The following is a 15,188-nucleotide window of genomic DNA, read 5'->3' as shown; positions in this document are numbered from 1 at the left end:
TTTAAGGCAGCCATTAAACAGGCATTTTATAATTTTTCAAAACAATTAAAGAAGCGTATGCTGCATTTTATCCAAATAGAGTAAAAAAACAAACGAAGCAATGTTTTGAGGGATAATTTTTTACTACTTTGCATAAAAACAGACACATTATGATCATAAATTTACTCAACAAAATAATCAGTTTATTTATTTCCGGACAAAGCGACAAGACAGATATGGATACCCAGGTAAAATCGTTACTGATAAATATGGGTAGTTTATCATTTACCGTTATCGTATTAACGGAGGCGGTTCTATCACTGGCCAAAGAATCGATTGAACTAGCCATCCCTTTTCTTTCATTAAGTATCATTCTAACAATAAGCCATCTCTATTTACGGACATTCACCAGCATAAAACACCAGCAAATTGCGATTATCATATTTTTTATCAGTTCCTTCACATTATTCACTACAGGCGGAAATACTGGCTTCAGTGCAGGCTGGTGTGTCTTTTTCCCGTTCTACGCCACGGCTCTTCGGGGCAGAAGAAACGGGACCATCTGGTCGACGCTGCTTGCCAGTTTGATGCTTATATATTTTATATTTATTCAACCGCTCAATCTTGGGACAAAACAATACACACTTGAAGCCATCCTGTTCATTTCTATTTTCTATTCCATTTCATTTATTACGGCATTCGCCTTTCAATTTTTACGTTCAGAAGTACTGCTCGAAAAAGAACGTATTATTCTTGAGACACAAAATAAAAATAAAGCATTGGAGGATTTGCTGAGTCGACTTTCACATCAAATAAGAACACCACTCAGTAACATTAAAGGGATTGCCAATATTTTTGAGACAACACGATTGAATGATGAGCAAAAAAAATATATGGAAACATTAAGAACCTCTTCAAACAATCTGACTGAAGTGGTAAACAACCTTGTTATGGCCACCAAAGCAGAAGTAGGGAACACTGCTAATATAACCAACTTCAATCTGTACAACACCATAAATAGCGTATTTTTGTTATTTATAGCCGAATCGCGAAAAGTAAAATACAGCATATCTCTTGCACCTGACATTCCGTATCAACTAACAGGAAACAATATTAAACTAAAACAAATATTGCTAAACATCTTCAACAGCATCATAAAACAACCAAATGCAGAACTAACACATATAACCATTGAAGTAAAAAGGAACAGTAGCATGCCCGGCAAATTAAATCTCTCCTTTGCCGTTATAAGCGATTTGCAACACCCCGATCTGAAACCCGACAGCCAATTTTCCGACAATTTTTTCAATTCGCAAGACATTGCCAAATTGAACACCAATAAAATGATTAGCCTGCTGGATCTCGGCCTAACCCAAAAAATGATCGAAGTAGATGGACATCACCTTACTATCACCCTTTCGAAGGACCTCATAACATTCAAGTTTACCGCCTCCTTTACCACCACCAACCAATACCCCGAAACAGCCAACATTACCTTCACAAAAGAGAAACGTCCTCAACAGCTGAGTCAAAAAAAAGGCATGAATAATTCTCAGATACTGATAGTTGAAGATAACATTAGTAACCAGCAAATACTTACCCTGTATATCAAAAAGCATGTAAAGAAGGTCGATATTGCCAATAATGGCAAAGAGGCATTGAATAAAGTTGCCACTACAAAATATGATCTGATATTAATGGACATACAGATGCCGGTAATGGACGGTTTCAAAGCCACCGAAAAAATACGCGAACTGGAAAACACCTCCGACTCCCGCACGCCAATCATTGCAGTAACAGCAAATGCTTTCCCCGAAGACGAGATTAAATGTTTAGAAGCTGGGATGGACTCGTACATCAGCAAACCATTTAATCCGGATCAGCTTTTGGACAAAATGAAATACTTTCTGGACAATTAATATAGTTTTTTAGTTGTCAATGGTTTGAAGCCCAAAACCAAAATATCATCAACCTGCTCCTCGCTTCCCCGCCACTCTTCAAACTTGCGATGCAGAATTTGTCTCTGCTCGCCAAATGGCAGCGAATAAAGACTTAAAAGCAGGTGTCGGAAACGTCGGTATTTAAATTTTTTCTTTTCAGCCCCGCCAAACTGATCAACAAATCCATCGGTGAATAAATAAGCCACCTCATTTCCGGTAAGATCTATGACAGATGTTTTAAACTCAGGAAACGCACCATTTGGTAACCGTCGCCCTATCATATAGCGATCGCCTTTAATTATCTGCATCTGATTATTCCGTATCAAATAAAGATCGTGAATAGCGCCCGCAAAAAACATTTTTTGAACTGAATGATCAATAACACAAAGTGAAATATCCATGGTATCTTTCACGTGATTATCATCCACAAGACCGTCATTTAATCCGCTATGCAATGTTGCAGCCAATTCAATACTCACAAGATTTAATATACGTGCCGGGTCATTTTCACCTTTCCCCACAATAATACTTTTAAGCAAATCGATACCAATAATAGACATAAACGCCCCCGGTACGCCATGCCCGGTACAATCAACAACCGCCACAAACACTTTTGCCTGATCTGTATAAACCCAACTAAAATCGCCACTAACCACATCACGAGGTCTGAAATAGATGAAAGAATCGCCCAAAACACCATTAATAGTATCAGTCGATGGAATCATTGCCCGTTGAATGCGATTGGCATAATTTATACTATCGGTAAGATTCTGATTAATTTTTGAGAGTATCTCCTGTTGTTCTTCAAGTTTCTGTTTATCACTATTTTTTTCAGTCAGCAACCTGTTCGCCTTTCTGTAGTCACGAACTCTATAATTCACGAAAAGCTGTATCAAAAAAATAAAAATAAACGCATAGAACAGATACGCATAACTGGAAAGCCACAAAGGTGCCTTAACTTTTATCGGAACTTCCAAAATGTCATTACTCCATACAAAATCATTATTTGAAGCCCGTATTTTCAAAACGTAATCGCCCGGCATCAAATTTGTGAAGGACGCCACATTCTGTAATGTTGGAGGACGCCAACCGTCATCATATCCCTCAAGATAAATTTGAAAATAATTTTTAGACGGTTGCCTGAAATCCAGGGCGGCCATAGACATTTCCAAAAGCATACCCGGGTGGTACTTAATTTCCAAATCTCGAACAAGACCACTCCCTACATCAGCACAATGCCCTTTATTGCACACCTTGGCTGAAGTAACTTCAATAACGGGCAAATGCGTATTAAATCTTATAGAATCCGGATGCGTCCAGCTAAGTCCGTTAACGCCACCAAAAAAAATAGTGCCCGATGGCGAAACGTCCACACTTCCAATATTAAATAAATCGCCTGGCAAACCATCGTATTCGTCAAACCATCTAATACCACCATCGGCCATAAGCATGGCAACACCGCCATTGGTACTAACCCAAACCCGGTTGCTGATATCAACAAGTACCGACGTTATCATTTCTTTGTCAAAACCAGGCATCATCGACACTGAAACGCTATCGCTTGATATTCGATCCATCTGCAACAACCCCAGATAAGTACCTAACCATAAACGCCCCTTACTGTCACAACTCATTGTAATAACCTGATGATCCAAAGAATAAGCCTGTTCCTGACAATGGATTTTTCTTATTTTATCAAGATTTTCATCATAGTAACAAACCCCATTTGACGTTCCAATTAAAACATCCCCGTTCTCATCCAATGCCAAAGAATTTATTTCGTCGGACAACAATTCATGGTTGCCGTCAACTGCAAAATACGACTTGATAGACTTTCCGTTAATCTGAAATAAACCATACAACGTTCCTATCCAGAGCCGATCTTTTAAATCCTTAACAATAGCAGTAATTTCATTATTTCCAAAAGCAGATGAGAAGCTCTTGTTTTTACAGAAATCAGGGCGCAAAATCCGTCGATTCTTAAGGTCGAACTGAAAAAGACCAATATTTGTACCAAGCCAGGTCAGATCATCGCTAATTCGAGAAATAACATTTACTGAATTAATCCCCAACGAATGAAAATTCTCCTTATCAGAATACAACACTTTACCCAACCGATAATTAAAACTTAGCAACCCCACATCGTCACACCCTAACCATACAACACTGTCGTTCTCAACAAATATGGAATTAACGTTTAAAGAAGAGAGACCTTCCGCATCATCATTAAAAAAAGAAAATTTTGCCTGCTGGCCGGAAAATTTAATTAATCCGTTAAATTTTGTGCCAATCCAGATGACACCTGAAACATCTTCCGTTATTGATGTGACGGAATAATTTTTAGCCCAGTCTAAAGTCGTCGAATAAGAAAAATGGGTCGCATTATATAACGCAACACCATTATCAGACCCGACCCAAATCTGCCCCTTTTCATCTAGCATCAAAGCCATTACATTATCGGCCCGATGGCTTGACGATTCAATGTGTACCACATGCCCATCGGCATTTATCTGCAAAAGCCCATCGCGCGTTGCAACCAGATATTCCCGGGCAGAGATGCCCAGTAAATCATTAACAAAAAAATTCCTTTTATGCGTTTTCTCAGATTTATTTGAATACCAGGTAAATTCTTCGTTATAAATATTAAACCGCATCAAACCGTCTTTTGTCCCAACCAACAAAGTACTATCGCTCTCACTTTGTACACAATAACCGGAGAAACCACTTTTTGTCATCTGATTTGAAAAATGACGATATGACTTAAAAGTATGGGAATCTGAATCAAATAAAGAGAGATAATTATCCGTTTTTATCCACACTTTTCCATCGGGTGATACATGAATATATCTGATCATATCCTCAGGCAACGCCGCTTCATTGCCCTTATCACTACTATAGTGGGTAAAAAAACCAGTTAAAGGATTATATACACTAATGCCCAAATTCCGATGTCCTACCCAAACATTACCCAGACTGTCTTCGTTTATGGCAGTAATTCGGTTCTCTGAGATACTATTCTTATTCTGATAGTTATACCGAAAAGACTTAAAATGGTACCCGTCGTACCTATTAAGGCCATCTTCAGTACCAATCCATAAAAATCCTCGCGAATCCTGAAAAACCACATTCACGGCATTACTCGATAACCCTTCAGTAATCGTAAAATGCTGAATGAAGCCATTTTCACTCTTTGCAAGAACAGATTGAGCTAAAAAAATAAATAATATGGCAAAAGAAAGAGGAAATAGTTTATTCACTTTTATAACATTATTGTAGCAACAACCTTCAATGACGCTGAAATAAAGGTAATCAAAGTTCGTTTAAAAACAATTAAAGCTCCCGGCGATATTTCCCTGAAGCTTTAATATATTAATGTCATACTCTTTAAACAGCAACCTGATTAAAGCGTTAAATCCAAACAAAGCAATAATTTATGCTATGCTTTAAAATTAACTTTATCCATATACCATTCTAAGGTATGCGACGTTGGTCGTTCAAGTCCCATTCCGTATATACGATCCCAAATTAAAGAAGAAAGGACGCCTAAGGCACGAGAAACCCCAAATAAGACGGTATAAATCGGATATTCTTTTATACCATAACTTGACAACAAACTACCTGAAATAGCGTCTACGTTAGGCCAAGGATTTTTTACTTTCCCGGTTGAAAGCAGCACTTCCGGCACGACCTCATAAATAGTACGGACTAATTTAATGAGCGGCGCATCCGGGATATATTTATTGGCAAAATCAAGTTGCTCGCTAAATCGGGGATCCGTTTTTCTTAGCACAGCATGGCCATACCCCGGAATAACCCGACCCTTTTCCAATGTTGCAATTGCGTATGCTTTAATCTGTTCCCGCGTGGGATCGGCGGTACCAATTTCTTTGATCAGTCTCTCCAGCCACATCATAACTTCCTGATTGGCCATACCATGTAAAGGGCCAGCTAATCCATTCATCCCAGCTGCAAAACTATAGTAAGGGTTTGAAAGAGCAGTCCCCACCAAATGTGTTGTATGAGCCGAAACATTGCCACCCTCGTGATCTGCATGCAATACCATATACAAACGCATGAGTCGCTTAACTTCTTCACTTTCGTAACCCATCATGTGAGCCAGATTACCTGCCCAATCAAGCGAAGGATCCATATCTATATGATCGTCGTTGAAAAAAACGCGGCGGTAAATATAAGCTGCAATAATAGGCAATCGGCTGATCAAATCCATAACACCCTCATACATAGGATCCCAATAATCCTTCTTATCCATCCCGTCCATATAGGCCCGCCGGAAATGAGATTCAGTACTCATAGCCAAAATAGCGGTATTAAATTGTATCATGGGATGAGAAGACTTAGGCAGTGCATTAATCACATCAAATACATGTGACGGAATCCCCTGTGCTCTTCTGGCCCACTCCTTCGAAATATAATCCACCTGGCTTTTTTCTGGCAATTCACCAATTAGCATAAGGTAAAAAAGACCTTCCGGCAATGGTTCCCCATCCTCATTAATCTTAGGTAACCGCGACCTGAGTTCAGGAATAGAATGACCTCTGAACCGGATTCCTTCAGCCGGATCCAGTTTGGATGAATCTGTCAACAATGCAACAATGCCTTTCATTCCTGAAACAACCTGATCTAAGGTAACTTCCTGAATGACTTTACCGCCATGCTCCCGCACCATCTTCTTCAACAATTCAGCCCTCGGCGATCCTACTTCCTGTAGCCTCTTTTTTACTAAATCCATAAATTATATTTTTAGATTATATTTATTATTAATATAACTTTTATCACATATATTTAAAACAGAAGAACTTTAGTTTTGTTCTGAGAACAAATGTCTGGGTGAATTTTTATTAAATAAAGCAACAAAACCAAGTATCTATATATCGCTAATTTTAAATAAATTAATCTCATTTCGTCTATCCAGCATAAATAAGAAAACGATTTTTTTCGTTAGTCTTATTTTCTATATGGTCATTTACAATAATCAACTAACATTTGGGACACCTCAAAACGAGTATACTCGCCCATAAGCCTGACAATCAATAAGAAATAATTAAATAAACACCAGCGATCCCGTTAGAAATAATTTTCATCCTTCAAAAACCACAAAAATAATGCGTCTTTACATCACAACGGTTAGAGCGGCTAAACAAGCAACCACTCTATTCGAAACACAAAATTCATGAACAACAAAACGCATAGCCAATCAATATTTCAATTAAATTTCGTAATAAAAAAGCATAAAGTCCACGCTTTTACAGATTAAATTAAAAGGCATAAAAAAAGAGACTGCCCAAAAGAACAGTCTCTCTTAAAAAATTTATGAAAGAGTGATAATTATTTCACCACTTTCTTATAGCCATAAATAGCAGTATCACCTAATTCCTCTTCAATACGGAGCAACTGGTTATACTTAGCCATACGGTCTGATCGGCTCAAAGAGCCAGTCTTAATTTGTCCACTGTTGGTAGCAACAGCAATATCTGCAATGGTAGCATCTTCGGTTTCTCCAGAACGGTGAGAAGTTACTGAAGTATAACCTGCACGGTGAGCCATCTCAATAGCATCAAGTGTTTCAGTTAAAGTACCAATTTGGTTAACTTTAATAAGAATTGAATTAGCAGCATCCAATTCAATTCCTTTTTTCAGATATTCTACATTGGTAACAAACAAATCGTCACCTACTAACTGGCATTTATCACCAATAGCTTTGTTCAACAAAACCCAGCCATCCCAGTCATTTTCAGAACAACCGTCTTCGATACTGTCAATAGGGAATTTTGCCACTAATTCAGACAGGTAGGCAACTTGTTCTTCACGACTTCTTTTTACACCTGTAGCACCTTCAAATTTGGAGTAGTCATAAACACCGTCGCTATAGAATTCAGAAGAAGCACAATCCAATGCAATAGCAACCTGACCGCCATCTTCAAGTCTACCCGGTTTGTAACCAGCTTTTTTAATGGCATCAATAATACTGTTAAGAGCATCTTCAGTTCCTTCCAAAGTAGGAGCAAAACCACCTTCATCGCCAACAGCAGTGCTCAAGCCACGATCGTGCAAAACTTTTTTCAGACTGTGAAAAACTTCTGCACCCATACGTAAACCTTCGCGGAAACAACATGCGCCAACCGGACGAATCATAAACTCCTGAAAAGCGATAGGCGCATCTGAATGTGAACCGCCATTAATAATGTTCATCATAGGAACCGGCAGTGTTTTGGCATTAGGACCACCTAAATAGCGATACAAAGGCATACCGGAATATTCAGCAGCGGCTTTAGCCACAGCCAACGAAACGCCCAACATAGCATTAGCACCTAATTTACTTTTGGTTTTAGTGCCATCCATTTCAAGCATTTTCCGATCAATAGCTACCTGACTAGTAGCAGGCATACCAATGAGCGCAGGAGCAAGCACTTTGTTAACATTTTCAACGGCCTTCAAAACACCTTTTCCAAGATATCTTTTTTTGTCGCCATCACGAAGTTCAAGGGCTTCATTCTCGCCGGTAGAAGCTCCTGATGGAACAGCTGCACGACCTACGATGCCACTTTCGAGTTCCACTTCCACTTCAATAGTTGGATTACCACGTGAATCAAGTATTTCACGTCCATGGATGTTTGCAATTAAACCCATAATGTAAGTTTTTTATGATGTATAAACAATAATTTCAAAAATCATAAAAAAGGGATAAAGACGTAACGACTTTATCCCCCTTCAGCAAATTTATAGATAGACCGTAACTTTGCACGGTTTCTGATACGAATTTACTCAGCTTTATCTGTTTCAGCATCAGGAGTAGCTGCTGCTGTATCTGGAGCTGTAGTCTCGGCAGCCACATTAGTGGTTGCTTTCTTTCTGGAACGACTTCTTCTGGTTGATTTTTTAGCCTCTCCTTTGGCAGAAGCGGCAGCTAACATATTTTCGTTATAATCAACCAATTCAATATAACACATCTCAGCTGCGTCGCCAAATCGGCTGCCCAGCTTAAGAATACGCGTATAACCACCAGGACGGTCAGCTATTTTCAAAGAAATCTCTCTAAACAGTTCGGTTACCGCTTCCTTATTTTGAAGATAACTAAAGACAATACGACGGGAATGGGTCGTATCTTCCTTAGAACGGGTAATTAAAGGCTCCAGATAAACTTTCAAAGCCTTTGCCTTAGCGACTGTTGTTTTAATTCTTTTATGCAGGATGAGAGAACTCGCCATGTTGGATAGCATAGCTTTTCTGTGAGAACTGGTCCTTCCCAGATGGTTTATTTTCTTTCTATGTCTCATTGCTTATTATTCCTTGTCTAATTTATACTTAGAAATATCCATACCGAAACTCAAGTTGAGATTCACGAGTAAGTCTTCCAACTCAGTGAGCGACTTCTTTCCGAAGTTTCTGAATTTCAACAAGTCATTGCGGTTGTACTGAACCAATTCGCCCAGCGATTCAACATCAGCAGCTTTAAGGCAATTAAGAGCACGTACAGACAGGTCAAGATCCACTAATTTGGTCTTTAACAACTGGCGCATATGCAATACTTCCTCATCAAACTCTTCGTTAGCCATTTTATCTTCCGAATCGAGCGTAATTTTCTCGTCGGAGAACAACATAAAATGATAAATAAGAATTTTTGATGCCTCTTTCAATGCTTCCTTGGGATGAATAGAACCATCAGTGCTGATCTCAAACAAAAGCTTCTCGTAGTCGGTTTTTTGCTCAACACGGAAATTTTCGACTGAATATTTAACGTTACGAATAGGCGTAAAGATAGAATCTATGGCAATGGTACCAAATTCCAACTCGGACGACCGGTTTTCCTCAGCAGGCACATAACCACGACCTTTAACAATGTTAATGGTCATCTGAAGTGTCACCTCCGGATTCATACGGGCGATAACCAGTTCTGGATTTAACACCTTGAACCCTGAAAGCTGACTATTAAAATCAGCAGCAGTAAGACTTTCTTTTCCAGTTATCGTAACAGTAACTTTTTCACTGTCGACATCTTCAATAATTCTTTTAAACCTAACTTGCTTAAGATTCAGGATAATCTCGGTGACGTCATCAATTACACCCGGAATGTTAGAAAATTCGTGATCAACACCTTCAATCTTAACAGTTGCAATTGCATAGCCCTCCAATGAAGAGAGCAAGATTCTTCTTAAGGCATTTCCAACAGTAATACCATATCCTGGCTCAAGAGGACGAAATTCGAAACGACCGAACTTGTCATCAGCATCAAGCATGATAACTTTATCAGGTTTTTGGAACGCTAATATTGCCATAAGAATAAATTATTTAGAGTACAATTCTACAATCAACTGTTCTTTTATATTTTCAGGTACTTCTGAACGCTCAGGAGCATTAAGAAATTTACCAGTCATGGTATGATTATCCCATTCCAACCAGGAAAATTTATGAACACTTGAATTAGCACAAGCAGTTGTGATAACTTCGAGAGATTTAGACTTTTCTCTTACGCCCACAGCTTGACCAGCTTTAAGCATATAAGAAGGGATATTCACAATTGAACCATCTACAGTAATGTGACGGTGAGAGACCAGCTGACGAGCAGCTGCGCGGGTAGGAGCTAATCCCAAACGATATACAACGTTATCCAAACGACTTTCTAAAAAGATAATCAATTCTTCACCTGTAATACCCTTACTACGGTTTGCTTTTTCAAACAGGTTACGAAATTGTTTCTCCAGAATACCGTAGGTATACTTTACTTTTTGTTTTTCTTTCAGCTGAACACCATATTCGCTGGTTTTCTTTCTACGGTTAACACCGTGTTGTCCCGGCGGGTAATTTTTCTTTTCAAAATACCGGTCAGGACCGTAAATTGGTTCTCCGAATTTACGTGCGATTTTGGTTTTTGGACCAATGTATCTAGCCATTCTACTAAATTTTTGATTTTAAATTTTTGATTTTAAAGATTGAATATGACAGCCGCAAGATTATAGAAGGAAGGTTTGGTTATAACCTACCATTATTCAAAATTAAAGCCAAAAACTTATGGTTAATAACTAGTAATTAAATTAGACCCGTCTTCTTTTAGGAGGTCTGCAACCATTATGTGGTAGTGGGGTAACATCAACAATTTCGGCCACTTCAATACCTGTTGAATGAAGAGAACGAATTGCAGATTCACGACCATTACCTGGTCCTTTCACATATACTTTAACTTTTCTCAAGCCAAGGTCATAAGCTACTTTAGCACAATCGGCTGCTGCTGTCTGAGCGGCATAAGGGGTATTCTTTTTTGATCCTCGAAAACCCATTTTACCGGCACTAGACCATGAAATAACCTGTCCATTTGCATTGGTCAGGCAAACGATGATGTTATTGAACGACGAATGAATATGCGCCTGTCCAAGAGCATCAACTTTTACTACTCTTTTCTTCTGTGTTCCTGCCTTTTTTGCCATCTTCAATGATTATTTAGTCGCTTTCTTTTTATTGGCCACGGTTTTCTTTTTCCCTTTACGGGTCCGTGCATTGTTTTTAGTGGACTGTCCACGTAATGGTAAACCAATACGGTGACGAATTCCCCTGTAACAACCAATGTCCATAAGACGCTTGATGTTCAATTGAACTTCTGACCGCAGTTCACCTTCGGTTTTAATGGTTGAACTAATCAAATCACGCACTGCGGTAATCTGATCATCATTCCATTCTTTTACTTTCATATTAACATCAATACCAGCCTGAGTAAGGATAGATGTAGCTTTGCTGCGTCCAATACCATAGATATAAGTCAGCGCTATCTCTCCCCTTTTATTGGTAGGGATGTCAACTCCTGCAATTCTTGCCATATTCTAATTTATTTATCCTTGACGTTGTTTAAACTTGGGATTCTTCTTATTTATCACATACAAGCGACCTTTACGACGCACAATTTTGCAGTCGGCACTGCGCTTTTTAATGGATGCTCTAACTTTCATATTAATAAGTATTATTTGTACCTGTAACTAATTCTTCCTTTAGTCAGGTCATAAGGAGACATTTCCACTTTGACCCTGTCGCCAGGAAGTATTTTAATATAATGCATACGCATCTTACCGGAGATGTGAGCAGTAATCACATGACCATTTTCTAATTCCACGCGAAACATAGCATTGGAAAGAGCTTCGATAATGGTACCGTCCTGTTCAATAGAGGCTTGTTTAGCCATAAATCAATTGCTTTATTTTTTTTAAGACTGCAAAGTTAATATTTCTTCGACAAATTTAAAACTGGAAAGGATATCTGCACTATTTTTTCCAATTGCCAGAGTGTGTTCAAAATGAGCCGACACACTTTTATCAATGGTACTAATGGTCCAATTATCATTTTCCATCACAATATTCCGCTTTCCTAAATTAATCATCGGCTCAATAGCAATAACCATTCCTTTTCGAAGTTTTGGTCCATTACCTCTGCGCCCATAATTAGGAACTTCCGGGGCCTCATGCAATGATCGACCCACACCGTGGCCTACCATTTCCCGAACGACTGAAAATCCACGGTCTTCACAATGCTTTTGCACAGCAAAACCCACATCACCCAATCGATTGCCTTCTACAGCCATTTCAATTCCCTTATACAGAGACTCCTTGGTTGTTTGTAACAGCAGTTTAACTTCGGGCTTAACTTCTCCTACTTCGAAAGTATAAGCACTATCCCCATAAAAACCATTTAAAAGAACGCCGCAATCAATAGAAACTACGTCTCCTTCTTTTAAAGCTCTTTTACTTGGAATTCCATGTACAACCTGTTCATTAACAGATGTACATAATGTGTTAGGGAAACCATCATAATCCAGAAAACCCGGAATCCCTTTATGATCTCTAATAAATGTCTCAGCAACCTTGTCTAATTCAAGAGTTGTTACACCAGGTTTTACCAGTTTAGCCATTTCTCCCAGCGTCATTGCAACAAGCATATTGCTTTGGCGCAACAGTTCAATCTCTTCTTCAGTCTTTAAATAAATCATGTTGCTTTTTAATTCATCTTCTATTAATACATGGCAGCTCCACCACCAGTACGACCTTTTATACGGCCTGATTTCAATAGGCCATCATAATGCCGCATTAAAAGGTGACTTTCAATTTGCTGAAGAGTGTCCAAAACAACACCCACAAGAATCAGCAAAGAAGTTCCCCCATAAAACTGAGCAAAATTTTGGTCAATGTCTGCCATCTGAGCAAACGCCGGAAGTATAGCTACGAACGCCAGAAAAATAGACCCAGGCAATGTAATTTTAGACATTACCGAATCAAGGAATTCAGCCGTTCTTTTACCAGGTTTAACGCCAGGTATAAAGCCTCCGTTACGTTTCATATCGTCCGCCATTTGTTGCGGATTGATGGTGATAGCAGTATAAAAATAGGTAAAAACTATAATCAAAAAAGCAAAGGTAAAATTATACCAAAACCCTGTAAAATTTGAAAAAACAGCTGCAAATCCAGTAGCTGATTCACTGTCAACAAATCCGACAACCGTGATTGGGATAAACATTATTGCCTGAGCAAAAATGATAGGCATAACACCTGCTGCATTAACCTTCAACGGAATATACTGACGTACACCGCCATATTGTTTATTACCAACTATACGTTTGGCATATTGTACCGGTACTCGTCTTGTTCCCTGAACCAAAAGAATTGCACTTTCGAAAACAAAAAACAACACAACCAATTCAATAAGCAACATTACCAACCCACCTTCCTCTAATCTTGAACCGAACTCGGCCAAAACAGCAAAAGGTAAACGAGCAATAATACCTATCATAATAATCAGCGAGATACCGTTTCCTATACCTTTATCAGTAATTCGTTCACCCAGCCACATAACAAACATACTCCCGGCGGTGAGGATAATGGTAGAGGTAATCGTGAAACTCCATCCGCTGCTAACAAAAGCAGATACGGGTAATTGCGCATGTAAATTGGCAATATAACCCGGAGCTTGAAATAATAAAATTACCACCGTTAAATATCGGGTAATTTGATTGATTTTACGTCGACCGCTTTCACCTTCACGTTGTAGCCTCTGGAAATAAGGTATTGCAATTCCCAAAAGTTGTATCACAATAGAAGCTGAAATATAAGGCATAATACCTAATGCCATAATGGATGCATTCGCAAATGCACCACCGGAAAACATATTAAGCAATCCCAACACACCATCACTGGTTTGATCGGCCAGACCTGATAACTGATCAGGATCGATTCCCGGAAGAACGACATATGATCCTAATCGGTAAATTGCAAGCAAACCAAGCGTTGTAAGAATCCGGCTCTTGAGATCTTCAATCTTCCAAATATTTCGGATGGTTTCAAATAGTTTCATCTGATTATAATTTGTTTTTATTTGCCAGATGGAACTCCCAAAACATAACCTGTTCCTTTCTGAAACAGATTATGATGGTCGTTTCATATGATTTAAATTTGTTCCTCTTTTGCCAGATAAAACAGCAATAAAATGTTTTATCTGATTTTGATTATAAGGCCATCATCTGATACTCCGGGCGCTGTAGCTAAAGTAAACAAACTATAGAAACACCTTTAAAGGTCTCAACCTAATCGTTGAGACTCTAAGGGTGTTTAAATTGTTACAATACCACAACAGTACCTTGAGCGGCTTCAATTGCAGCCTGCGCTGATTTTGAAAAAGCGTGGGCTTTAACTTCTACTTTTGCAGTAATAGTTCCATTACCCAAAATCTTCACCATGTCGTTTTTATTAATAAAACCGGCTTCGATCAGATTATCAGGGGTAATAATATCCCATTTATTCTTTTCAATCAAATTCTGAAGAACACCAACATTAATGGATTTATACTCCTTGCGATTGACATTCTTAAATCCAAATTTGGGAACACGGCGTTGAAGAGGCATCTGACCACCTTCAAAACCAATTTTCCGGGAATATCCTGAGCGAGACTTAGCACCCTTGTGCCCTCTGGTAGAGGTTCCTCCAAAACCAGAACCAGCACCACGGCCGATTCGTTTCTGGTGATGTCTGGACCCCGCTGCAGGTTTTAACTGATTAAGTTCCATATATACTATTCTTAAACTTCGTTAAAACTCTATTTTGCGACAGAAACGAGGTGTTTCACTTTGTCAACCATGCCTAATATTTCGGGAGTATCTTCGTGCTCCACAGTGGCATTTAATTTTTTCAAACCAAGTGCTTCCAACGTTCTTTTCTGACGTTGAGTACTCCTGATTTTACTTTTAACTTGAGTTACTTTAATTTTAGCCATTTTATTAGT

Annotated in this window: 15 protein-coding genes; 1 reads left to right on the top strand and 14 read right to left on the bottom strand. The window is 38.8% G+C overall.

The features are described from left to right. The first annotated feature begins 149 nt into the window (after positions 1 to 149). Entirely contained in the window at positions 150 to 1,898 is a 1,749-nt protein-coding gene (locus tag ACT3CD_RS15165) for a response regulator (RefSeq protein WP_444646501.1), read from the top strand. Here the strand turns inward: ACT3CD_RS15165 and ACT3CD_RS15160 are convergent. From ACT3CD_RS15160 to rpmD, 14 genes are all read right to left on the bottom strand, one after another. Beyond that, positions 1,895 to 5,176, bottom strand: a complete 3,282-nt coding sequence (locus ACT3CD_RS15160; RefSeq protein WP_444646500.1) for a ligand-binding sensor domain-containing protein — start codon at positions 5,174 to 5,176, stop codon at positions 1,895 to 1,897. The two genes, ACT3CD_RS15165 and ACT3CD_RS15160, sit on opposite strands and share 4 nt — an antisense overlap. Positions 5,177 to 5,355: 179 nt before the next feature. After that, positions 5,356 to 6,669: a citrate (Si)-synthase gene (locus ACT3CD_RS15155; protein ID WP_444646499.1), complete on the bottom strand. Its 1,314-nt coding sequence runs from the start codon at positions 6,667 to 6,669 to the stop codon at positions 5,356 to 5,358. Between the two features lie 596 nt (positions 6,670 to 7,265). After that, a complete protein-coding gene (gene eno, locus ACT3CD_RS15150) occupies positions 7,266 to 8,567 on the bottom strand; it encodes a phosphopyruvate hydratase (RefSeq protein WP_444646498.1) in 1,302 nt (433 codons plus the stop codon). A gap of 131 nt (positions 8,568 to 8,698) precedes the next feature. Further along, complete coding sequence (gene rplQ, locus ACT3CD_RS15145; protein WP_444646497.1) at positions 8,699 to 9,214, bottom strand: 50S ribosomal protein L17; 516 nt, start codon at positions 9,212 to 9,214, stop codon at positions 8,699 to 8,701. A 6-nt stretch (positions 9,215 to 9,220) separates the two neighbouring features. Next, positions 9,221 to 10,213, bottom strand: coding sequence for a DNA-directed RNA polymerase subunit alpha (locus ACT3CD_RS15140; protein ID WP_444646496.1), 993 nt, complete (start codon positions 10,211 to 10,213; stop codon positions 9,221 to 9,223). Between the two features lie 9 nt (positions 10,214 to 10,222). Then, complete coding sequence (gene rpsD, locus ACT3CD_RS15135) at positions 10,223 to 10,828, bottom strand: 30S ribosomal protein S4 (RefSeq protein WP_444646495.1); 606 nt, start codon at positions 10,826 to 10,828, stop codon at positions 10,223 to 10,225. A 141-nt stretch (positions 10,829 to 10,969) separates the two neighbouring features. Beyond that, positions 10,970 to 11,359 carry a 30S ribosomal protein S11 gene (rpsK, locus tag ACT3CD_RS15130; RefSeq protein WP_444646494.1) on the bottom strand — a complete coding sequence of 130 codons (390 nt, stop codon included), beginning with the start codon at positions 11,357 to 11,359 and terminating at the stop codon, positions 10,970 to 10,972. Between the two features lie 9 nt (positions 11,360 to 11,368). Further along, on the bottom strand, positions 11,369 to 11,746 hold the full coding sequence (gene rpsM, locus ACT3CD_RS15125) for a 30S ribosomal protein S13 (RefSeq protein ID WP_444646493.1): 378 nt from the start codon (positions 11,744 to 11,746) through the stop codon (positions 11,369 to 11,371). 12 nt (positions 11,747 to 11,758) lie between these two features. Beyond that, entirely contained in the window at positions 11,759 to 11,875 is a 117-nt protein-coding gene (gene ykgO / locus ACT3CD_RS15120) for a type B 50S ribosomal protein L36 (RefSeq protein WP_015361145.1), read from the bottom strand. A gap of 11 nt (positions 11,876 to 11,886) precedes the next feature. After that, positions 11,887 to 12,105 carry a translation initiation factor IF-1 gene (gene infA / locus ACT3CD_RS15115; protein ID WP_010663197.1) on the bottom strand — a complete coding sequence of 73 codons (219 nt, stop codon included), beginning with the start codon at positions 12,103 to 12,105 and terminating at the stop codon, positions 11,887 to 11,889. A 21-nt stretch (positions 12,106 to 12,126) separates the two neighbouring features. Then, positions 12,127 to 12,906 carry a type I methionyl aminopeptidase gene (gene map / locus ACT3CD_RS15110; protein ID WP_444646492.1) on the bottom strand — a complete coding sequence of 260 codons (780 nt, stop codon included), beginning with the start codon at positions 12,904 to 12,906 and terminating at the stop codon, positions 12,127 to 12,129. Positions 12,907 to 12,929: 23 nt separating this feature from the next. Next, positions 12,930 to 14,264 carry a preprotein translocase subunit SecY gene (gene secY / locus ACT3CD_RS15105; protein WP_444646491.1) on the bottom strand — a complete coding sequence of 445 codons (1,335 nt, stop codon included), beginning with the start codon at positions 14,262 to 14,264 and terminating at the stop codon, positions 12,930 to 12,932. 262 nt (positions 14,265 to 14,526) lie between these two features. Continuing rightward, complete coding sequence (gene rplO, locus ACT3CD_RS15100) at positions 14,527 to 14,973, bottom strand: 50S ribosomal protein L15 (protein WP_444646490.1); 447 nt, start codon at positions 14,971 to 14,973, stop codon at positions 14,527 to 14,529. A 29-nt stretch (positions 14,974 to 15,002) separates the two neighbouring features. Further along, positions 15,003 to 15,179: a 50S ribosomal protein L30 gene (gene rpmD, locus ACT3CD_RS15095; protein WP_444646489.1), complete on the bottom strand. Its 177-nt coding sequence runs from the start codon at positions 15,177 to 15,179 to the stop codon at positions 15,003 to 15,005. Positions 15,180 to 15,188: the final 9 nt, after the last annotated feature.

It is taken from the genome of Geofilum sp. OHC36d9, from assembly GCF_052400685.1.
Lineage (GTDB): Bacteria > Bacteroidota > Bacteroidia > Bacteroidales > Marinilabiliaceae > CAZHHH01.
This window is presented reverse-complemented; position numbering and strand designations above follow the sequence as displayed.

Excerpts from the sequence above, each read along its gene's own strand:
- ACT3CD_RS15165 (WP_444646501.1), top strand. The coding sequence starts at position 150 with ATGATCATAAATTTACTCAACAAAATAATCAGTTTATTTATTTCCGGA.
- ACT3CD_RS15155 (WP_444646499.1), bottom strand. The coding sequence starts at position 6,669 with ATGGATTTAGTAAAAAAGAGGCTACAGGAAGTAGGATCGCCGAGGGCT.
- eno (WP_444646498.1), bottom strand. The coding sequence starts at position 8,567 with ATGGGTTTAATTGCAAACATCCATGGACGTGAAATACTTGATTCACGT.
- rplQ (WP_444646497.1), bottom strand. The coding sequence starts at position 9,214 with ATGAGACATAGAAAGAAAATAAACCATCTGGGAAGGACCAGTTCTCAC.
- ACT3CD_RS15140 (WP_444646496.1), bottom strand. The coding sequence starts at position 10,213 with ATGGCAATATTAGCGTTCCAAAAACCTGATAAAGTTATCATGCTTGAT.
- rpsD (WP_444646495.1), bottom strand. The coding sequence starts at position 10,828 with ATGGCTAGATACATTGGTCCAAAAACCAAAATCGCACGTAAATTCGGA.
- rpsK (WP_444646494.1), bottom strand. The coding sequence starts at position 11,359 with ATGGCAAAAAAGGCAGGAACACAGAAGAAAAGAGTAGTAAAAGTTGAT.
- rpsM (WP_444646493.1), bottom strand. The coding sequence starts at position 11,746 with ATGGCAAGAATTGCAGGAGTTGACATCCCTACCAATAAAAGGGGAGAG.
- ykgO (WP_015361145.1), bottom strand. The coding sequence starts at position 11,875 with ATGAAAGTTAGAGCATCCATTAAAAAGCGCAGTGCCGACTGCAAAATT.
- infA (WP_010663197.1), bottom strand. The coding sequence starts at position 12,105 with ATGGCTAAACAAGCCTCTATTGAACAGGACGGTACCATTATCGAAGCT.
- map (WP_444646492.1), bottom strand. The coding sequence starts at position 12,906 with ATGATTTATTTAAAGACTGAAGAAGAGATTGAACTGTTGCGCCAAAGC.
- secY (WP_444646491.1), bottom strand. The coding sequence starts at position 14,264 with ATGAAACTATTTGAAACCATCCGAAATATTTGGAAGATTGAAGATCTC.
- rplO (WP_444646490.1), bottom strand. The coding sequence starts at position 14,973 with ATGGAACTTAATCAGTTAAAACCTGCAGCGGGGTCCAGACATCACCAG.
- rpmD (WP_444646489.1), bottom strand. The coding sequence starts at position 15,179 with ATGGCTAAAATTAAAGTAACTCAAGTTAAAAGTAAAATCAGGAGTACT.